The sequence below is a fragment of the Rhodococcus jostii NBRC 16295 genome, from assembly GCF_001894825.1.
GTDB classification, from domain to species: Bacteria; Actinomycetota; Actinomycetes; order Mycobacteriales; family Mycobacteriaceae; genus Rhodococcus_F; species Rhodococcus_F jostii.
Genome location: NZ_BCWY01000135.1, coordinates 1 through 17,989, shown reverse-complemented (window position 1 = coordinate 17,989; position 17,989 = coordinate 1). Strand labels below are relative to the sequence as shown.

The 17,989-nt window shown below is 69.0% G+C and carries 21 protein-coding genes; 7 read left to right on the top strand and 14 right to left on the bottom strand.

The window, feature by feature from the left end; all coding sequences use genetic code 11:
- Positions 1 to 46 precede the first annotated feature (46 nt).
- From RJ1_RS41765 to pcaH, 6 genes are read right to left on the bottom strand one after another with little or no spacing between them, the layout of a single operon-like run.
- On the bottom strand, positions 47 to 1,258 hold the full coding sequence (locus RJ1_RS41765) for an acetyl-CoA C-acetyltransferase (RefSeq protein WP_073369900.1): 1,212 nt from the start codon (positions 1,256 to 1,258) through the stop codon (positions 47 to 49).
- Between the two features lie 36 nt (positions 1,259 to 1,294).
- Complete coding sequence (locus tag RJ1_RS41760; RefSeq protein WP_073369898.1) at positions 1,295 to 2,092, bottom strand: IclR family transcriptional regulator; 798 nt, start codon at positions 2,090 to 2,092, stop codon at positions 1,295 to 1,297.
- On the bottom strand, positions 2,089 to 3,306 hold the full coding sequence (gene pcaDC, locus RJ1_RS41755; protein ID WP_073369896.1) for a bifunctional 3-oxoadipate enol-lactonase/4-carboxymuconolactone decarboxylase PcaDC: 1,218 nt from the start codon (positions 3,304 to 3,306) through the stop codon (positions 2,089 to 2,091). Before pcaDC ends, RJ1_RS41760 begins: the two co-directional genes overlap by 4 nt.
- Positions 3,303 to 4,655, bottom strand: coding sequence for a 3-carboxy-cis,cis-muconate cycloisomerase (gene pcaB, locus RJ1_RS41750; RefSeq protein ID WP_073369894.1), 1,353 nt, complete (start codon positions 4,653 to 4,655; stop codon positions 3,303 to 3,305). The genes pcaDC and pcaB overlap by 4 nt, the downstream gene beginning before the upstream one ends.
- 28 nt (positions 4,656 to 4,683) lie before the next feature.
- Positions 4,684 to 5,325, bottom strand: a complete 642-nt coding sequence (gene pcaG / locus RJ1_RS41745; RefSeq protein ID WP_073369892.1) for a protocatechuate 3,4-dioxygenase subunit alpha — start codon at positions 5,323 to 5,325, stop codon at positions 4,684 to 4,686.
- Positions 5,325 to 6,032 carry a protocatechuate 3,4-dioxygenase subunit beta gene (pcaH, locus tag RJ1_RS41740; protein ID WP_073369890.1) on the bottom strand — a complete coding sequence of 236 codons (708 nt, stop codon included), beginning with the start codon at positions 6,030 to 6,032 and terminating at the stop codon, positions 5,325 to 5,327. The genes pcaG and pcaH overlap by 1 nt, the downstream gene beginning before the upstream one ends.
- Positions 6,033 to 6,184: 152 nt before the next feature.
- Here pcaH and RJ1_RS41735 point away from each other — a divergent pair, with 152 nt between their 5' ends.
- Positions 6,185 to 6,934 carry a CoA transferase subunit A gene (locus tag RJ1_RS41735; protein WP_005248111.1) on the top strand — a complete coding sequence of 250 codons (750 nt, stop codon included), beginning with the start codon at positions 6,185 to 6,187 and terminating at the stop codon, positions 6,932 to 6,934.
- Positions 6,931 to 7,572, top strand: a complete 642-nt coding sequence (locus RJ1_RS41730; protein ID WP_073369888.1) for a 3-oxoacid CoA-transferase subunit B — start codon at positions 6,931 to 6,933, stop codon at positions 7,570 to 7,572. The genes RJ1_RS41735 and RJ1_RS41730 overlap by 4 nt, the downstream gene beginning before the upstream one ends.
- Positions 7,573 to 7,582: 10 nt before the next feature.
- On the opposite strand, the gene fdhD is transcribed toward RJ1_RS41730, so the two are convergent.
- Positions 7,583 to 8,410, bottom strand: a complete 828-nt coding sequence (fdhD, locus tag RJ1_RS41725; RefSeq protein WP_073369885.1) for a formate dehydrogenase accessory sulfurtransferase FdhD — start codon at positions 8,408 to 8,410, stop codon at positions 7,583 to 7,585.
- Between the two features lie 129 nt (positions 8,411 to 8,539).
- Here fdhD and RJ1_RS41720 point away from each other — a divergent pair, with 129 nt between their 5' ends.
- The 3 genes from RJ1_RS41720 (at position 8,540) to RJ1_RS41710 (ending at position 12,335) form a co-directional block, all read left to right on the top strand.
- Positions 8,540 to 9,163 carry a GNAT family N-acetyltransferase gene (locus RJ1_RS41720; RefSeq protein WP_073369883.1) on the top strand — a complete coding sequence of 208 codons (624 nt, stop codon included), beginning with the start codon at positions 8,540 to 8,542 and terminating at the stop codon, positions 9,161 to 9,163.
- Between the two features lie 61 nt (positions 9,164 to 9,224).
- Complete coding sequence (locus tag RJ1_RS41715; RefSeq protein WP_073369881.1) at positions 9,225 to 10,238, top strand: iron-siderophore ABC transporter substrate-binding protein; 1,014 nt, start codon at positions 9,225 to 9,227, stop codon at positions 10,236 to 10,238.
- 48 nt (positions 10,239 to 10,286) lie between these two features.
- Complete coding sequence (locus RJ1_RS41710; RefSeq protein ID WP_073369879.1) at positions 10,287 to 12,335, top strand: S9 family peptidase; 2,049 nt, start codon at positions 10,287 to 10,289, stop codon at positions 12,333 to 12,335.
- 56 nt (positions 12,336 to 12,391) lie between these two features.
- Here RJ1_RS41710 and RJ1_RS41705 read toward each other — a convergent pair whose 3' ends face one another.
- From RJ1_RS41705 to RJ1_RS48480, 3 genes are all read right to left on the bottom strand, one after another.
- Complete coding sequence (locus tag RJ1_RS41705; protein ID WP_073369877.1) at positions 12,392 to 12,652, bottom strand: WhiB family transcriptional regulator; 261 nt, start codon at positions 12,650 to 12,652, stop codon at positions 12,392 to 12,394.
- Between the two features lie 62 nt (positions 12,653 to 12,714).
- Positions 12,715 to 13,266, bottom strand: coding sequence for an HNH endonuclease (locus RJ1_RS41700; protein ID WP_073369875.1), 552 nt, complete (start codon positions 13,264 to 13,266; stop codon positions 12,715 to 12,717).
- A gap of 71 nt (positions 13,267 to 13,337) precedes the next feature.
- On the bottom strand, positions 13,338 to 13,469 hold the full coding sequence (locus RJ1_RS48480) for a hypothetical protein (protein WP_255284958.1): 132 nt from the start codon (positions 13,467 to 13,469) through the stop codon (positions 13,338 to 13,340).
- A gap of 212 nt (positions 13,470 to 13,681) precedes the next feature.
- Here RJ1_RS48480 and mihF point away from each other — a divergent pair, with 212 nt between their 5' ends.
- Positions 13,682 to 13,993: an integration host factor, actinobacterial type gene (gene mihF, locus RJ1_RS41695; protein WP_073369873.1), complete on the top strand. Its 312-nt coding sequence runs from the start codon at positions 13,682 to 13,684 to the stop codon at positions 13,991 to 13,993.
- A 163-nt stretch (positions 13,994 to 14,156) separates the two neighbouring features.
- On the top strand, positions 14,157 to 14,615 hold the full coding sequence (locus tag RJ1_RS41690; protein ID WP_073369872.1) for an SRPBCC family protein: 459 nt from the start codon (positions 14,157 to 14,159) through the stop codon (positions 14,613 to 14,615).
- A gap of 125 nt (positions 14,616 to 14,740) precedes the next feature.
- On the opposite strand, the gene RJ1_RS41685 is transcribed toward RJ1_RS41690, so the two are convergent.
- The 4 genes from RJ1_RS41685 to RJ1_RS41675 all read right to left on the bottom strand — a co-directional run.
- Positions 14,741 to 16,018 (bottom strand): D-amino acid dehydrogenase, encoded by a 1,278-nt coding sequence (locus tag RJ1_RS41685; RefSeq protein ID WP_073369870.1) that lies wholly within the window; start codon positions 16,016 to 16,018, stop codon positions 14,741 to 14,743.
- Complete coding sequence (locus RJ1_RS41680; protein ID WP_073369868.1) at positions 16,015 to 16,428, bottom strand: RidA family protein; 414 nt, start codon at positions 16,426 to 16,428, stop codon at positions 16,015 to 16,017. Before RJ1_RS41680 ends, RJ1_RS41685 begins: the two co-directional genes overlap by 4 nt.
- Positions 16,421 to 16,561 (bottom strand): hypothetical protein, encoded by a 141-nt coding sequence (locus tag RJ1_RS47090; protein ID WP_162850330.1) that lies wholly within the window; start codon positions 16,559 to 16,561, stop codon positions 16,421 to 16,423. The genes RJ1_RS41680 and RJ1_RS47090 overlap by 8 nt, the downstream gene beginning before the upstream one ends.
- A partial coding sequence (locus RJ1_RS41675) for a sodium:solute symporter family protein (RefSeq protein WP_255284957.1) occupies positions 16,558 to 17,989 on the bottom strand: 1,432 nt, incomplete at its 5' end. The genes RJ1_RS47090 and RJ1_RS41675, both read right to left, overlap by 4 nt.

Genomic DNA, 17,989 nt, shown 5'->3' with positions numbered 1-17,989 from the left:
CCGTGGTGGGTGCACTGGCCTGACGGCGGCGAATGCGCTCCTGCGATCAGACCCGTTCGAACACCGCGGCGAGCCCCTGGCCGCCGCCGATGCACATGGTCTCGAGCCCGTAGCGCGATTCGCGACGGTCCATTTCGCGCAGGAGGGTGGCGAGGATGCGGCCGCCGGTGGCGCCGACGGGGTGGCCGAGGGAGATGCCGGATCCGTTGGGGTTGAGGCGTTCGTCGGTGGGGTCGAGGTCCCAGTTGCGGAGGACGGCGAGGGTCTGCGCGGCGAAGGCCTCGTTCAGTTCGATGACACCCATGTCGGACAGCGACAGTCCGAGCTGACCGAGCGCCTTCGCCGTGGCGGGGACCGGGCCGATGCCCATGGTGCGCGGCGGGACGCCGGCGACGGCCCAGGACGCCATCCGGGCGAGGGGCTTCAGCCCCAGTTCCTTCGCCTTCTCCGCGGTGGTCACGATGCACACGGCGGCGCCGTCGTTCTGGCCGCTGGCGTTGCCGGCGGTGACGGTGGAGGCGGAATCGATCGTGGAGCGGATGGCGCGGAGCTTGGACAGCGACTCCACCGTGGTGTCGGCGCGCGGGTGCTCGTCCTTGTCGACGACGAGCGGGTCCGACTTGCGTTGCGGCACCGTCACTCCGACGATTTCCTCGGCGAAGCGGCCCGACTCCTGCGCGGCGACGGCCCGCTGGTGCGACTGGACGGCGAGCGCGTCCTGGTCCTCACGGCTGATGTCGAACTCGGCGCGCAGGTTTTCGGCGGTCTCGATCATGCCGCCGGGCACGGGGAAGTTCGCGCCGCCGGCGGTGACGCGGGCGCGGGCGAGCCGGTCGGCGAGTTGCACCCCTTCGCCCTTGACGCCCCAGCGGATGTTCGGGTTGGTGTAGAACTCGGCCTGGCTCATGGATTCGACGCCACCGGCGAGCACGAGGTCGTTGCCGCCGGAGGCCACCTGCAGCACCGCGGTGATGACCGCCTGCAGTCCGGATCCGCAGCGGCGATCAACCTGCATGCCCGGGACGTCGATGCCGAGTCCGGCGTCGAGGGCCGCGATCCGGCCGATGGCCGGGGCCTCGCCGCCCGGGGACGCCTGGCCCAGGATGACGTCGTCGATGTGGCTGCCGTCGATGCCGGTGCGTTCGACGAGCGCCGTGATGACGGCGGCGGCGAGGCTCTGGGGGGTGATGTCCTTGAGCACTCCGCCGAAGCGCCCGACCGGTGTTCGCAGGGGCTCGCAGATGACGACGTCACGCATGAAAAGGCCTTTCGTGAAGATTCCTCGGGAACAGCGTCAGCGGTTGACGGTGGCGAGGTCCTGTTCGATGTCGGTTGCGGTGACCCGCAGCGACGGGATGAGATCGGAATGCAGATCCTCGAGGCTGTACCGCGCGGCCGGAGTGGAGATGTTCACTGCGGCGACGGTGAGCCCGGAGGCGTTGTGGATCGGTGCGGCCATCGACCGAAGGCCGGCCTCGAGTTCCTGGTCGAGAACGCAGATGCCCTCCGCGCGGACCGCGAGAATCGCAGCTTTCAGATCGTCGCGGGCGGTGATCGTGCGCTCGGTGAGGCGCTGGATGTCGAGCTTCTCGAGGTACGCGTCGAGATCGTCGTCGGCCAGACCGGCCAGCAGGACCCGGCCCATCGAGGTGGCGTACGCGGGGAGGCGGGTGCCGATGGTGATGCCCACCGTCATGATCCGGCTGACGGGAACACGGGCCACGTACACGATGTCGGCGCCGTCGAGGATCGACACCGACGACGACTCGTGGACCTTGTGGCTCAGCCGCTCGAGGTGCGGCTGAGCCACCTCCGGCAGCGAGAGGCTCGACAGGTAGCTGTACCCGAGTTCGAGAACCCGGGGGGTGAGCCAGAACGCGGAACCGTCCGTGGCCACGTAGCCGAGTTCGACGAGGGTGAGCAGGAACCGGCGTGCGGTGGCGCGGGTGAGGTCGGTGGCGCGGGCGACGTCACTGAGCGTGCGCCGCTGATTCTGGTGGTCGAAACAGCGGATCACGGCGAGGCCCCGGGCCAGCGACTGCACGTAGTCGGGGGACGGGAGGATCTTTTCCGTCGGTTCGGTTGCGGTCATGTCTGCGAATCCTCCTCCGTCCCGGAATCGCGCGCCGTCTCGGTCGTCTCTTCCGCGAGATCGGCGAGGGCCTGCTTGCCGAGTGCGAACCCGAGATTGCTGTTGGGCACCCCGGCGTAGACGGAGGTGTGGAGGAGCACCTCACCGATCTTGTCGGCGTCGACTCCCGCGCGGAGGGCGGCCCGGATGTGCATGTCGAGTTCGTGATCGTTGCCGACCGCGGTGAGGACGGCGATCGTGAGCAGCCGCCGCATCTCGTGGTCCAGCCCGGGACGCGACCAGATGTCGCCCCATGCGGTGCGGGTGATGAAGTCCTGGAACGGTGCCGTGAAGTCGGTGGTCCCCGCCACGGAGCGGTCCACGTGGGCGTCGCCGAGGACCGAGCGGCGCACCGTCATACCCTGGGCGTGCGCGGCGCGGCGCCCGCGGGCGTAGCCGCCGCCGGCGATATGTTCGCGCAGCAGCGCCGTGACGGCGCCCGCCTGCTCGAGGTTCGCGACGTGCGCGGCGGGGGAGAGCACCTCGAATCGGGCGCCGGTGATGCCGTCCGCGAGGACCTGCATGACCGACGGCGGGGTGGACGGATCCTCCTCGCCCGCGATCACCAGCGTCGGCGCGCTGATGCGGGAGAGGTCGGCGGTGAAGTCCCAGTCGGCGAGGGCGTCGCAGCAGGCGGCATAGCCCTCGGGGGACGTCGACGCGATCATCTCGCGGTAGTGCCGGACGAATTCCGGATCACGCTTCGCGAGGCCCTCGCTGAACCATCGTGCGACGACGGCATCCGCGAGCGACTCGGGGCCGTCGGCGCGCGACGCGGCGGCCCGCTCGGTCCAGCCCTGCGGTTCGCCGAACTTCGCGGCGGTGCAGAGCAGCGACAACGACAGCACCCGGCGGGGGGCGTGCGCACCCAGCCACTGGGCGATCGCCCCGCCCATGGAGAGTCCGACGAAGTGGGCGGCGTCGACTCCGAGCGAGTCGAGCAGCGCCAGGACGTCCTCGGACAGGTCGCGGACGGAGTACGGCCCGTCCGGCGCCGGGGATTCGCCGTGGCCGCGCTGATCGACGGCGACGACGCGGCATTCGTCCGACAGCGCCGCGATCTGCGGGTCCCACATGGAGCGGTTGGAGCCGAGCGATCCGAGCAGGACCACGACGGGCGCGTCGGCCGCGCCGGTGCGGGGTCCGGAGATTTCGTGTGCGAGTGCGACTGTCATCGCGTTCCTTCCCGGCCGCGGGCCACTGTGTCCAGTGCGCGGTCGACTATGTCGTGAGCGTGGCCGAGGTATCCGGCGGGGTCGAGCAGGGCGCGGATCTCGTCCGCCTGCAGGTATTCGAGGAGCCCGGGGTCCTCGTCGAGGGGGTGGCCGCTCCGGCACGCGGCGGTGACGAGGTCGCGCGCGTCGTCGGTGCGGCTGGACAGGGCGCCGGTGACCCGTTCGGCGAGCAGCAGGCCGCCGGTGACGTCGAGGTTGCGGGCCATCGCGTCCGGGTGGACGTCGAGTCCGCCGAGAGAGTCGGCGATACGGGCGACGGCCCCGCCGGTGAGGCGCAGCATGTCCGTGAGTGTTTCCCATTCGGCGTGCCAGGCACCCGCGGCGCGTTGCTGCTCGTGATCCATCGAGCCGAGGATCGTCGCGACGAGTCCGGGGACGCGTCGTGCCGCCGCGCGGGCCGCGATCGCGGCCACCGGATTGCGCTTGTGCGGCATGGCGGACGAACCGCCGGGCGACCCTTCGCTGACCTCGCCGACCTCGGTAGCGGACAGGAACACGATGTCGGTGGCGATCTTGGACACCGCTCCCGCGGTGGTTCCGAGCGCAGACGCGAGCAGCGCGATGCGCGTGCGGTCGGTGTGCCAGGGCACGTCCTGACGGGCGAGCCCGAGTTCATCGGCGAGCACGTCGGCGACGTCGAGACCGTGCGGGTAGAGCGCCGCGGACGTTCCGGCCGCGCCGCCCAATTGCACGGGCAGGGCGTCGAGTGCGTCGAACAGGGGGCGAGAAGCCCTGTGCAGCGCGGTCATCCACCCGGCGGCGAGCACGCCGAACGTGGTGGGGAGGGCCTGCTGGCCGAGGGTGCGACCGGCGATCGGGGTGCCGCGCTGGGCCCGGGCGAGGGCCTCGGCGCAGAGCACCGCCTCGTCGAGGGACGCCAGGACGTGCGCCCCCGATCGACGGCACAGCAGCACCAGGGCGGTGTCGAGAATGTCCTGACTCGTCGCGCCCTTGTGCACGTGACTACCGGGCACGTCGGGATCCGCGGCCGTGACCTCGCCGCGGAGCAGTGTCACCAGCGGGATCACGGGATTGCCGCCCGCTGCGGCCGCGTCGCCGAGGGCTCCGACGTCCACGGAGTCCTCGGCGACGATGCGTGCGAACACCGAGGAGATCGAGTCGGCGGACGCGGCGGGGATCACCCCGCACTTCGCCTCCGCCCGGGCCAGTGCCCCTTCGACCTCGACCATTGCGGTGACCCACGCCCGGTCGGAGAGCAGCGCCGACAGCTCGCCGGCACCGAACGTCGGATCGAACAGGGCACCCCGGGACGTCTCCGGAGAGTTCACACGCGACACCTTTCTGGGTTGCGGCCGGCTACAGAGCGAAGAACGGGGTTTCCCGTCCGTCCGTATTCTGCACGTGGATCGTGAGGTGGTATCCGCGATCCGTCTTCGCCGCGATCAGCTTGGGGCGGTCTGCTTCCGGGACGGCGGAGAGGACGGGGTCCGATGCGTGGGCGTCGGTGTCCTCGGGGAAGTAGAGCCGGGTGTAGAGCCGCTCGAGCATGCCGCGGGCGAACAGTCCGACGTTGATGTGCGGGGCCTCGGCGGTGCCGTTCTCCGCAGGGAGAGCGCCGGGCTTGACCGTGTGCACCACGATCGTGCCGGACTCGTCGGCGAACACGCGTGCCAGGCTGCGGAATCCGGCGGGGGTGGCCTCGGCGGCGCCGCGGGGATCGGTCGGGCTGTTGAACCTGCCCGCGGCGTCTGCCTGCCAGGTCTCGATCATCGCGTCGCCGATCGGCTGTCCGGCGCCGTCGATGACGTTGAAGGACACGGTGATGCGTCCGGGCGCGTCCTCGGGGACGGTGTTACCGCTGTTCTCCCAGGTGGGGTACAGGCCGATGTGGACGTACGGGCCGACGGTCTGGGACGGGGTGACGCCGAACGGCACCTCGTCCTGGCTCTTGGCGAAGACCGGGTAGCGCGGGGCGTCGGGGTTCTGGGTGTCGATCATCAGTGGCCCTCCTCGAACGGGGTGGCGTCCTGACCGCGCAGGACGATGTCGAACTTGAATCCGACGGCCCAGTTCTCGCGGGTCTGGTCGTAGTCGAACGTGCTGATCATCCGCTCGCGGGCGGCTTCGGGGACCGAGTTGTAGATCGGGTCCTGGAAGAAGAACGGATCGTCGGGGAAGTACATCTGCGTGACCAGGCGCTGGGTGAACGCCTGACCGAACAGGGAGAAGTGGATGTGCGCGGGACGCCACGCGTTGTGGTGGTTGCCCCACGGGTAGGCGCCGGGCTTGATGGTCGTGAACTCGTAGTGGCCCTGCTTGTCGGTCAGGCAGCGGGCGACACCGTTGAAGTGGGGGTCGAGCGGGGCCGGCCAGGAGTCCATCTTGTGGCGGTAGCGGCCTCCGGCGTTGGCCTGCCAGACCTCGATGAGGGTGTCGGGGATGGGTTTGCCCGCGCTGTCGAGGACGCGGCCGTGGACGATGATGCGCTGTCCCTGGGCCTCGCCGCCGTTGGCGTGGGTCATGTCGTTCTCACCCTTGGCGATGTCGGCGTCGCCGAAGACCGGACCGGTGATCTCGCCGAGTCGCTGCGGGACCAGGATCAGGTCGTTCTTGGGGCTGCGCAGCCGAGTCGTCTTGTACTCGGGGAACAGCAGCGGGGCATTCGCTTCGTGCCCGGCGTGGTGGTGGGCTGGCAGATGCAGCATGGAAAAAGATCCTCACGTTCTCGATGTGAACAGTCGGCCGCTATTCGCACATAGTAGTCGCGTTCTGTGATGGGGCCAACAGGCGGGGCGCAATTTGTTCGCAATGTGGATGGGTGTTCACTACTCGAACATTTTGCGGTAGCCTGGGTCACATGGTCAACAAAGTCTTCGCAACGGCGGCCGAGGCCGTTGCCGATGTCCCCGACGGAGCGTCCCTCGCGGTGGGCGGCTTCGGCCTCGTCGGTATCCCCTCGGTCCTCATCGACGCCCTCCTCGCACAAGGTGCGACCGACCTCGAGACGGTCAGCAACAACTGCGGCACCGACGGATTCGGTCTGGGTCTCCTCCTCGAGCAGCACCGGATCCGCCGCACGATCAGCTCGTACGTCGGCGCCAACAAGGAGTTCGCGCGGCAGTATCTGAGCGGCGAGCTCGAGGTCGAGCTCACCCCGCAGGGCACGCTTGCCGAGCGCATGCGCGCCGGGGGAGCGGGCATCCCCGCCTTCTACACCCCCGCCGGTGTCGGAACGCAGGTCGCCGACGGCGGTCTGCCGATCCGCTACGACGGGCAGGGCGGCATCGCGGTGGCGAGCAAGCCCAAGGAGACCCGCGAGTTCGACGGCGAGGCGTTCGTCCTCGAACGTGCCATCCGCACCGACTTCGCGCTGGTCCACGCCTGGAAGGGCGACCGGCTCGGCAACCTCGTGTACCGCGAGACGGCCCGCAACTTCAACCCGGACGCCGCGGGCGCCGGCCGCATCACCATCGCGCAGGTCGAATACCTCGTCGAGCCCGGCGAGATCGACCCCGCCGAGGTGCACACCCCCGGCATCTTCGTCCAGCGTGTGGTCGAGGTCGGTAAGCAGGAAACGGGAATCGAGAACAGGACGGTGCGGGCATGAGCTGGACGCGTGACGAGATGGCGGCCCGGGTCGCCGCCGAACTCGAGGACGGACAGTACGTCAACCTCGGCATCGGCATGCCGACCCTGATCCCCGGTCACATCCCGGCCGGCAAGGACGTCATCCTGCACTCGGAGAACGGCATCCTCGGTGTCGGACCGTACCCGGCCGACGACGAGGTCGACCCCGAGCTGATCAACGCGGGCAAGGAGACCATCACCGTGGTGTCCGGTGGTGCGTTCTTCTCGTCGTCCGATTCGTTCTCGATGATCCGCGGCGGCGCCGTCGACGTCGCCGTTCTCGGTGCCATGCAGGTCAGCAGCCACGGCGATCTGTCCAACTGGATGGTCCCGGGCGCCATGGTCAAGGGCATGGGCGGCGCGATGGACCTGGTCCACGGCGCCGGCAAGGTCATCGTGATGATGGACCACGTCACCAAGAAGGGTGAGCACAAGATCCTCGAGGAGTGCACGCTGCCGTACACCGGCAAGCGCTGCGTCCAGAAGATCGTCACCGACCTCGCCGTCATCGACGTCACCCCCGACGGCCTGCGGCTCGTCGAGACCGCACCCGGTCACAGCGTCGAGGACGTCCAGGCGGCCACCGGCGCGAAGCTCCTCGTCGACGCCACCGTCTAGAAGGGCCCGCTCAGGCCCCGGCCTTCACGCGCTGGGTTCCGGCATAGACGTTCATCGACTCCCCGCGGAGGAAGCCGACGAGCGTCGTGCCGGATTCCAGTGCCAGGTCGACGGCCAGCGAGGACGGCGCCGACACGGCGCCGAGCATCGGAATCCCGGCCATCACGGATTTCTGCACCAGTTCGAACGATGCACGACCGCTGACGAGCAGAATGCTCCCCGACAGCGGCACCCGATCCTGCGTCACCGCCCACCCCAGCACTTTGTCGACGGCGTTGTGCCGTCCGACGTCCTCGCGCAGCGCGACGAGAGCGCCGTCGGGTGTGAACAGGCCAGCGGCGTGCAGTCCGCCCGTCGACTCGAAGATGCGCTGACCCGCCCTGAGGGTGGCGGGCATCGACGACAGCGTGGCAGCCGTCACGGACAAGTCGTTGCCGGACAACGGGAATCGTGATCGCGTCCGGACCTGGTCCAGGGACGCCTTGCCGCAGACCCCGCACGCCGACGAGACGACGAACAGGCGTTCCGGTCCGCCGGGCGCCGGGACTCCGTCGGCCAGTGTCACGTCGAGCACGTTGTACGTGTTCGCGCCGCTGTCGTCGACACCGTCGCAGTAGCGGGCGACGGCGACGTCGTCGCGGCTCGCGATGATGCCCTCGGTCAACAGGAACCCGTGCACCAGATCGATGTCGTCGCCCGGCGTGCGCATCGTCACCGCCAGTGAGCGGCCGCCGACCCGGATCTCCAGCGGCTCTTCGACGGCGAGCGAATCGGGCCGCCGGGTGGTGCCGTGCTCCGTGATCCGGACGACCGGGCGTCGCGCGGTGACGCGTCCCATCACCTGCCGCCGGATGCGGGTCGACTGCGTGAGTACTCGGGGCGGTTCATGAGTCCATAGTGGCCCGAACCGGGGGATGGCGGCCAGTCGTTCCCGCGGGCCACTGCCGTCGGCCCGTACCCTCTGGGCATGGGTGTGAGCGTGCGGGCCGCGACCAAATCTGACATTCCCGAGTTGACACGTGTCCTCGCCGACGCGTTCTTCGACGACCCCGTGATGGTGTGGATGTGGCCGGACCCCGAGCGCCGGCGGCGCGGCCTGCCGAGACTGTTCGCGGTGGAGATCCGCCACCACCATCTCGCCGGTGGCGGCGCAGAAGTCGCCGAGGACGAGAACGGCGTGATCCGCGGGGCCGCCATGTGGGATCCGCCGGGCCGGTGGAAGCAGTCGACACTGTCTTCGCTCCTCAGCCTGCCCGGACTGATCCGCGCGTTCGGCCCGCAATTGGGCGTCGGCGCCGCGGTGAGCGGAACCGTCGAGGACGCGCACCCGGTCGACCCCGTGCACTGGTATCTGGCGACGATCGGAACGTCGAGCGCGGGACGGGGCGGCGGATACGGGAAGGCGCTGCTGCGGTCGCGGCTGGACCGGTGTGATGCTGCGGGGATTCCGGCGTATCTGGAATCGAGCAAGAAGGACAACATTTCGTACTACGAGCGGTTCGGCTTCGACGTGACCGGTGAGATCCGGATACCGGACGGCGGTCCGACGCTGTGGGCGATGTGGCGGGAGCCCGTCCGCGCGACCTCTTAGGCTAAGCTCGGCAAGCCTTACCTAAGTGGTCGCAATACCTGGTAGACGAGAGGGTCGCCGCATGAACGTGGGTCAACAGAGGATCGGCCTGAGCCGACGCGGATTCCTCGTGGGCACCGGGGGAGCGCTGCTCGCGTTCGCCGCGGCCTGCAGCAGCTCGGACGGCGACGGCTCCGCTACCGGCAGTGAGCCGTCCGGTCCCGTCATCGCCCACAAGTACGGCGAAACCCAGGTGCCCGTCGACCCGCAGCGCATCGTCAGCGTCGGCTACAACGACCAGGACACCATCCTCGCGCTCGGCGGCACACTGGCAGGCACCTTCGACTGGTACGGCGACTACCCCTACGGCGTGTGGCCGTGGGCGCAGGACCTCCTCGGCGACGCGAAGCCGGAGATCGTGGGCACGGCGTCGACCAACATCGACTTCGAAAAGGTCGCGACGGTCGCCCCGGACCTGGTGGTCGGCACCTACTCCGGGCTCACCCAGGCCCAGTACGACAAGCTGAGCGCCATCGCGCCGACGGTGGCGCAGCCCAAGGAGTTCGCCGACTACGGCGTCCCGTGGCAGGACCAGACGAGGATTCTCGGCGACACGCTCGGCAAGAAGGACAAAGCCGCCGAACTGGTGTCGTCCGTCGAGCAGCAGTTCACTGACGTCCGGGCCGCCAACCCGGCGTTCGCAGGCAAAACCGTCCTCGTCGGTGCGCTCAAGGGGCCCGGACAGTTCGGTGTATACGGCCCGGAAGACCCGAAGGTCCGGTTCTTCACCGAACTCGGCTTCGTCAATCCTCCTGTGACCGAACAGATCACGGGCAACTTCGCCGAGATCAGCACCGAGCAGCTGTCACTCGCGAACGTCGACCTCCTCGTCTGGTACGCGGGCGGCGGTTACGGCGACAAGCTGCGCGCGGAACTCGACAAGACACCCATCTATCAGGAACTCGACGTGGTGAAGGCGGGCCGCACGATCACGCTCGAGGACGCGGCCGCCGAGGCGATGGCGTGGAGCACCGTGCTGAGCCTGCCCTACGCGTTGAACGAGATCCCGCCGCGGGTCGCGCCCCTACTTGCCTGAGACTCCGATGTCCGACGGCTCGGGCCCGGTTCGTGATACGAACGACTCGTGACCGCGATTCCTGAACTCCACGCCGGAACTCCCTTCGACGACCTCGACGACTATCTCGCGCTCGGCCGGGTCGGCGGCCTCGCGCTGTCTGCGGACGGGCGACGGCTCGTCGTCGCGCAATCGACGCTCGACGAGAAGTCGACCAAGTACGTCACCGCACTGTGGGAGATCGATCCCACCGGCGAGTTCGCGGCGCGGCGGCTCACCCGGGGCCGCACCGGGGAGTCCAACGCCACGTTCACCAGCGACGGCGATCTGCTCTTCACGTCGTCCCGTCCGACGCAGGACGAGGACGAGCTTCCCGACGACCTGTGGCGACTGCCCGCGCGGGGCGGCGAGGCGGTGGTCGTCGCGCGTCGCGGCGGCGGCATCACCGGGGTCCGTGCCGCGCGGTGCGCCCCGCGTTTCGTCGTCACCACCGGCGTTCTGGGGAGATCCGGCGCGTCTGCCGACGACGAGCGGGTGCGCGCCGAGCGCAAGGAGAAGAAGGTGTCGGCGATCCTCCACACCGGCTTCCCGATGCGCTACTGGGACCACGATCTGGGTCCGGACGTGCCGCACCTCCTGTCCGCTCCGCTGGACGAGCTCGACGAGAGCGGGCACGAGCCGGACCTGACCGATCTCACCCCGATGCCCGGCCCGGCACTGCGGGAGGCGAATTACGCGCTGAGCGACGACGGCGCCTTCGTCGTCACGTCGTGGACGGTGCCCGGCCCGCTGGCGTCGATCCGGAACATCCTGGTGCGCATCGACACCGAGACGGGCGCGCGTGCGGTCCTCGTCGACGACGCCGGAGCCGACCTGTCGGACCCGGCGATCTCACCGGACGGGCGGCGCGTCGTGTTCACGCGGGAATCGCACGCGACGCCCGACTCCGCGCCGCGATTCAGCCTGCACCAGTACAGCTTCGACACCGGTGTGGTGACGGAGGTGGCGCCGGGGTGGGACCGGTGGGCCACGTCCGTGGCCTGGTTGCCGGACGGCTCCGGGCTTCTGGTCACCGCCGACGACCACGGCCGCGCACCGATCTTCCTCCTCCGTGACAGCACGGATCCCACACCGGTCACGAGCGACGATTCCGCGTACACCGATATGCAGGTGGCACCGGACGGATCGACGGTGTTCGCGCTGCGGGCGTCCTACGCGACGCCGCCGCACCCGGTGCGCATCGACCTCACCACCGGCGCCGTGTCGCTGCTGAAGGCGCCCGCCGAACACCCCGAACTGCCGGGCACGTTGACGGAGGTCGAGACGGTGGCCGCCGACGGTGTGCTGGTGCGCGCATGGCTGGCGGTGCCGACCGGGGCCTCCACCCACGCGCCGGTCCCGTTGGCGCTGTGGGTGCACGGCGGTCCACTGGGTTCGTGGAACACCTGGTCGTGGCGGTGGAACCCGTGGCTGCTGGTGGCGCGGGGATACGCCGTGCTGCTGCCGGATCCGGCGCTGTCGACCGGGTACGGGCAGGAGTTCGTCGAACGGGGCTGGGGCAAGTGGGGCAAGGCGCCGTTCACGGATCTCATGGCGATCACCGACGCTGCGGTGGCGCTGCCCGAGATCGACGAGAAGCGCACCGCGGCGATGGGCGGATCGTTCGGCGGATACATGGCCAACTGGATCGCCGGACACACCGACCGGTTCACGGCGATCGTCTCGCACGCCGGTTTGTGGGCGCTGGACCAGTTCGGCCCCACGACCGACGCCGCGTGGTACTGGCAGCGCGAGATGACGCCCGAGATGGCGGTGGAGAATTCACCTCACCTGTATGTCGCGGACATCGCCACCCCGATTCTGGTCATCCACGGAGACAAGGACTTTCGCGTACCCATCGGCGAGGCGTTGCGGCTGTGGTTCGAGTTGCTGTCCGAGTCGGGATTGCCCGCCGACGACGAGGGGCGCACGGAACATCGATTCCTCTACTTCCCGGACGAGAACCACTGGATCCTCAGCCCCCAGAACGCGAAAGTCTGGTACCAGGTGGTGCTGTCGTTCCTCTCGGAGCACGTGCGGGGGGAGGACGTGGCGCTGCCCGAGATTCTGGGGCAGTAGTCGCCGGGCCGGGGTCGCGCCGCCCCAAGCGCACGTGCGCGATCAACCCATACGGCTCACGCCCGCGTGACCCGGCCCCGGTCGAAATCCTTGCCGCCCCAGACACCGGTCTGTCCGGTGGCGCCGGCGAACAGTTCGCAACGCAGTCGCAGTGCGCAGTCACGGCAGACGTCGCGCGCGTACGCGAAATCCTCGGTCGGGAAGGGGAACCACCGGTCCGGCTCCGGATCGGCGCGGCACGCGGCGTCGACCCATCCCGCCGGGTCGTCGGACGCGGTCAGCAGGGTGGACAGGGACGTGTCCAGGACGTCGGTCATCGGGGATTTCCCCTTCCCGGGGAAGTGCGGTCGGTGGGGGGTGGGCGCCGGGGGTCTCGCGGTCAGACCGCCGCGAGATCCCTCCAGATCCGCCGCTGCGCCTTCTCGATGTGCCGCGGCGCCCTCGGCTCCCACAGGAGCGGCATTCCCGCCTCCTCGGGGGTGCGGTCGGCCTTCCTCTGGTTGCACGGAGCGCAGCAGGCCACGAGGTTGGCCCAGGTGTTCGGGCCGCCGCGGCTGCGGGGCAGCACGTGATCGATGGTCGTGGCGATCGGGTCGTCGCAGTAGCCGCAACGATGACGGTCGCGCCGGAACACACCGGCGAACGTCGCGCGGCTGCCGTCGGTCACCGGAACTCTGTGCCGGACGTAGACGTACCGCAGCAGTCGAACTGTCCGTGGCAGCGTGATCTCGACGTGCTGCGATCGGATCGGGAACGGCGGTTCCCGATCGGCGACCGTCTCGGCCGCGCCGACGCTGAGCAGTACGACGGCGCGCTCCGCGGGAATCTCGCAGAGGGCCTCGTACGTGACGTTCAGCACCAGCACGTCCGCCCGCGACCAGTTGCGGGCGTCGAGGGTGCTGCCGTGTGGGTTGCGGGTGAAGTGCCTCATGGGAGGTCTCGTTTCCTTCGTCGGTTCACGGCGGTGGCGGCACGCCGGCGACGGTGTTCGGTGCGGGCGTGTCAGGCGGCGCGGCAGGTCTTCGCGGCGGGCATATTTCCGCGTTCGGCTTGTCGGCCGGAAGCGAAGGTGCGGGCGGCGCTCGTGCGTGACGGCTGCAACCGGGCCGCGTGGGTGATGGGCAGTGCGCGCATCGCCGACTTCCTTCCTGAACTCGTTCGTACCGATCGGAACGTGTCGAGCATGGCACACCGCCACGGCTGTGTCCTGGCATTTTTCGCGGCACCGGACCGGTGATCGCCAGGCTCTCGAATCGGACAGGATGCGCGACACGTCCGATGGATGCGGTGAAGTTGCGGTTCTCTCGCTACGGTGTTCGATACGTACCCCGAATGAAGGAGACATCGTGGCACTTCCCCAGCTCACTGACGAACAGCGGGCAGCAGCTCTCGAGAAGGCCGCCGCCGCTCGCAAGGCACGCGCAGAGCTCAAGGACAAGCTCAAGTCCGGTGACGTCACGCTGAAGCAGGTCCTTTCCAAGGCAGATGTCGACGACATCATTGGAAAGACCAAGGTCAGCGCCATCCTGGAAGCGCTGCCGAAGATCGGCAAGGTCAAGGCCCAGGAGATCATGGCCAACTTGGAGATCGCGCCGACTCGCCGCCTCCGTGGCCTCGGTGACCGTCAGCGCGACGCCCTGCTGGCGCACTTCGCCTGACACGTTCTCCGGGTGCCCGCTCCGCGTCGTTCCGGCGGTGGGCGGGCGCCCGGTCGCGTTTTCGGCCCCCACCCCGCCGAGTGCAACCCCAGGGTTGCGCAACGGCCTCCGATGTGCAACCGTGAGGTAGCACATCGTCGAGAGGTGAGGTCGAGAGGTGAGGATGATCATGAGTGTTCCCGACGCGTCCCAGGACAGGATCGAGCGCGAGATCCAGATCGACGCTCCCATCGAGCGGGTGTTCGGGCTGGTGAGTGAACCCGGCTGGTTCATCGGCGACGGAGAGCTCGGCAAGACGACCACCACTCGTGAGGGTGACGTCTTCGTCGTCGACTTCCCCCCGTACGGGCGATTCCCGATCCTTCCGGTGAAGTCGGACGCACCGCACTACGTCTCGTTCCGCGGGGGAGACGATCCCGCACAGCCCCTCGTGGAGGGCACATCCACGCTGGTCGAATTCTTCCTGTCCGAGCGCGACGGTGGCACGCTCCTGCGCGTCGTCGAGACCGGATTCGCCGCCCTGTACCCGAGTGCCGACCGCCGCCGGTCCGCCGTCGAGGGCAACATCGAGGGCTGGGAAATGCAACTCGCCTTCGCCAAGCGGGACGCCGAGAGCAACTGATCGGAATCCGCCGCTGGGAGGCGGTGACGACCCCGCTGACCGCAGTCGGGGGTTGCGGTCAGCGGGGTCTGTGTACCGCCGGTTCGGGAGGCACGTCCGGATAGTCGTCGGATCGACGGTGTTCGTTACGCCCGTCGTCCGCTCGGATGCCGGCGGGACGAAATGGGCGAGTACGGCGTCGGGTCGATGTCCGGTCGCCGTTCGTCCACGAGGTCCGCGAGGATCCGCGCCGAGCCACACGCCATCGTCCAGCCGACGTGACCGTGGCCGGTGTTGAAATACAGATTGTCGTGGCGCCCCAACCCGATCATCGGTGGTCCGTCGGGGGTCATCGGGCGAAGGCCCGTCCGGTATCGGGCCGTGTCCCAGTCGACGGCGCCGGGGAACAGTTCGTTTCCCGCATCCACGATTCCCGCGTAGTCGGCGGGGGAGTGACTGCGGTCGTACCCGACGAATTCCGCGGTGGCCGACATCCTCAGTTCGTCACCGAAGCGAGACCAGGCGACGAGCGTCTTCTCGTCGATACCGCCCACCACGGGCGCGCGGTCGGGATCCTTGACCGTGGCGGTCAGTGTGTAGCCCTTGGCCGGGTAGACGGGCAGTCGCAGGCCGATGCTCCGCGCGACGAGGGCGCTCGCGGCCCCGGCGGCGAGGACGAACGCGTCCGCGCGAATCTCGCCCTCGTCGGTGACGGCGCGCGTGATCGCCGCATCGTCGGTCTCGAGTCCCACGACGGACGTGCTCAGGTGGAACCGGACGCCCAGCCGTCGGCACTCCTCGGCGAGCCCCACCGAAAATCGGTGCGGGTCGCCGGTGCCGTCGGTCCGGTCGTGGATCGCCCCGGCGAACGTGGCGGTCCCGTGCCGCAGAGCGGGCTCGACGGCGGCGATCTCGTCGGGGCCCAGCACGTCCTGTCGCTGACCGTGGTCGCGGAGAATCTGCGAATTCGCCTGCGCCTGAGTGAGTTCCGCCTCGTTCCGGTACAGGTACAGCACACCGTTCCGCGTCTGGCAGTATTCCAGGTCCTCGCGGGCGGCGAGCTCGTCCATCAGCTGCTGGCTGTACCGGGCCAGGCGAAGCTTCGCGAGAGTGTTGGACCGCGCGCGGGACGCCGTGCATTCTCGGAGGAACCGCACACCCCACCGGGCGAGGTCGAGGTCCGCGCGCGGGCGGACGCGGATCGAGGTCGACTCGCCGAGCAACGACCGGACCAACATGGGGGGAGCCGACGGCGACGCCCACGCGTACGAGTGGCCGGGGGCGATCAGCCCGGCGGTGCTCGCGCTGGTGTCCGATGCGACCTCGCCGCGCCGGTCGTACAGATGGACCTCGTGTCCGCGCTCGGCGAGAGCGTGCGCGGTCGCGACCCCGACGACTCCGGCCCCGAGTACTGCCACCTTCATTCCGCTTCCTTTCCTTCGGCCCCGTGGCCGGTGACGGCGACGGCGACGGCCTGTATTTCCACGAGTAGCCGTGGGTCGAGCAGGTCGGCGACTACGGTCGCCCTCGCCGGGCGGTGGTCCCCGCCGAACCAGCGCATCCATTCCTCGTTGAACTCCGAGGCGTCCGCGGCGTTCGTGAGATACACCGTGGCCGAAGCGATGTCGCGCAGGGTGGACCCCGCCGCGGCGAGAACCCGGTCCAGTCGTGTGAGGGAGTGACGCGTCTGCGTCACCACATCGGTGCCGACCACGCGGCCGTCGTCGTCGAACGAGACCTGGCCGGAGACGAACACGAGGTCGCCCATCCTGCGGGCCGACGGGTACGGGCTGGTACCGGTGGTCACGCCGGGAACATCCACGGTGTCACCCATGATCGTGACCGGTCTCGTCGTTGCCGCCGCGCAGCACTTCCTTGACGTAGAAGCGCCAGCCGAGGAATCCGACCCACAGGGTGACGGTGATGACGGCGGTGGGGACCCCGTAATAGAGGAGGACGGGAATCATGCGAATTCTCCTTCGGAGACGCGGACAGAAGGCTGCTGCCTGCGCGGATAACGGGACGAGGTCGCGACGGCGACCGTGACGAACACGAGGAGGTTGGCGAGGACGCCGGGGACCAGCCCGTCCAGCCCGATCGGTGCGTCCAGTCCCCACTGCCACACCGCGGTGACGACGGCGCCCGCCGCGATCGCCGACAGCGCCGCCGGCGCGGACCGGACCCCGAACAGCACGGCGCCGAACAGCGGAACGATGACCGTCGGTGCCCACAGCGTGTAGCTGTAGAGGAGGGCGTCGACGATGGACGGAACGCTGAGCGCGAAGATGGTGGCCCCGGCACCGACGACGACGCTGGTGACCCGCTCGATGGTCAGCCGCCTCGACGGGGGCAGCTCGGCCGGGCTGAGCGGCTGGTAGATGTCCTTCGTGAGGACGACGGCGGTCGAGTTGAGATACGAACTGGCCGTCGACATCACGACCGCCATCAGAGCCGCTACCACCAGGCCGAGGACACCGACCGGCATCAGGTTCATCACCACGGTCGGAAGAGCCTGATCGGTCTCGATGTCCGGGTACAGAACGAGGGCGATCAACCCGAGCGACGCCGAGGTGAAGAAGAAGAAGAACGAGAAGAACCCGGCCAGTGCGTATCCCTTGCGGGCGTGCCGCGAGTCTGGGGTGGAGAACGTCCGCTGCGCGTACGGCGGGACCAGCGTCTCGCCGAGCAGCAGTGCCGCGAACAGCGTCAGGAACTGCGCCGGGGTGTAGTCACCCATGAACGAAAGATGCTCGGCGGGAACACTGTCCAGGAGAGCCGAGGGTCCACCGACGGCGTCGAGTCCGATGAGGAGCGCCACCGGAAGCAGCACTCCCAGGAAGACGAACTGCAGCAGGTCGGTCTGGATCACCGCCCAGGCCCCACCGAACGACGAGTAGAGCACCACCACGCCCATGCCGATGATCACCGCGGGCACGGTGGGCACGTCGAGGGTGGCGTTGACGACGGTGCCGATGGCCAGTGCCTGGGCCCCGAGGATGCCGGCACACAGGACCACGGACAGCACGCCGGTGACCAATCGCGCCGGTCGACCGTAGTGGGTCTCCATGATGTCGCCGAGGGTGTGGGCCCCGATGTAGTTCTTGAGTTTGGGCGCGACGAAGTAGCCCACGAGCACCGTCTGAACGCCGAAGGCGCAGAAGGCGAACATGTACACGTAGCCGTCGCGCATCGCGGCGCCGGCGACGCCGAGCGAGGCCCCGCCGCCGAGGAAGGCTGCAGCCAGGCTGCCGAAGAAGACCGGCCAGATGATTCGGTTGCCCGCCACCGCGAAATCGTCCGGCGACTTGACGCGACGCATGGTCTGGACGCCGATCAGGACGAGTAGCAGGAAGTAGGCACCGAGAAGTATCCAGTCGAGGATTGCCATGTGAACT

Excerpts from the sequence above, each read along its gene's own strand:
- RJ1_RS41680 (WP_073369868.1), bottom strand. The coding sequence starts at position 16,428 with ATGGGTGACACCGTGGATGTTCCCGGCGTGACCACCGGTACCAGCCCG.
- RJ1_RS48480 (WP_255284958.1), bottom strand. The coding sequence starts at position 13,469 with ATGCGCGCACTGCCCATCACCCACGCGGCCCGGTTGCAGCCGTCACGC.
- RJ1_RS41685 (WP_073369870.1), bottom strand. The coding sequence starts at position 16,018 with ATGAAGGTGGCAGTACTCGGGGCCGGAGTCGTCGGGGTCGCGACCGCG.
- RJ1_RS41715 (WP_073369881.1), top strand. The coding sequence starts at position 9,225 with ATGAACGTGGGTCAACAGAGGATCGGCCTGAGCCGACGCGGATTCCTC.
- RJ1_RS41705 (WP_073369877.1), bottom strand. The coding sequence starts at position 12,652 with ATGACCGACGTCCTGGACACGTCCCTGTCCACCCTGCTGACCGCGTCC.
- pcaDC (WP_073369896.1), bottom strand. The coding sequence starts at position 3,306 with ATGACAGTCGCACTCGCACACGAAATCTCCGGACCCCGCACCGGCGCG.
- pcaG (WP_073369892.1), bottom strand. The coding sequence starts at position 5,325 with ATGATCGACACCCAGAACCCCGACGCCCCGCGCTACCCGGTCTTCGCC.
- pcaH (WP_073369890.1), bottom strand. The coding sequence starts at position 6,032 with ATGCTGCATCTGCCAGCCCACCACCACGCCGGGCACGAAGCGAATGCC.
- fdhD (WP_073369885.1), bottom strand. The coding sequence starts at position 8,410 with ATGGGACGCGTCACCGCGCGACGCCCGGTCGTCCGGATCACGGAGCAC.
- RJ1_RS47090 (WP_162850330.1), bottom strand. The coding sequence starts at position 16,561 with ATGATTCCCGTCCTCCTCTATTACGGGGTCCCCACCGCCGTCATCACC.
- RJ1_RS41700 (WP_073369875.1), bottom strand. The coding sequence starts at position 13,266 with ATGAGGCACTTCACCCGCAACCCACACGGCAGCACCCTCGACGCCCGC.
- RJ1_RS41765 (WP_073369900.1), bottom strand. The coding sequence starts at position 1,258 with ATGCGTGACGTCGTCATCTGCGAGCCCCTGCGAACACCGGTCGGGCGC.
- RJ1_RS41760 (WP_073369898.1), bottom strand. The coding sequence starts at position 2,092 with ATGACCGCAACCGAACCGACGGAAAAGATCCTCCCGTCCCCCGACTAC.
- RJ1_RS41730 (WP_073369888.1), top strand. The coding sequence starts at position 6,931 with ATGAGCTGGACGCGTGACGAGATGGCGGCCCGGGTCGCCGCCGAACTC.
- RJ1_RS41720 (WP_073369883.1), top strand. The coding sequence starts at position 8,540 with ATGGGTGTGAGCGTGCGGGCCGCGACCAAATCTGACATTCCCGAGTTG.
- RJ1_RS41690 (WP_073369872.1), top strand. The coding sequence starts at position 14,157 with ATGATCATGAGTGTTCCCGACGCGTCCCAGGACAGGATCGAGCGCGAG.
- RJ1_RS41735 (WP_005248111.1), top strand. The coding sequence starts at position 6,185 with ATGGTCAACAAAGTCTTCGCAACGGCGGCCGAGGCCGTTGCCGATGTC.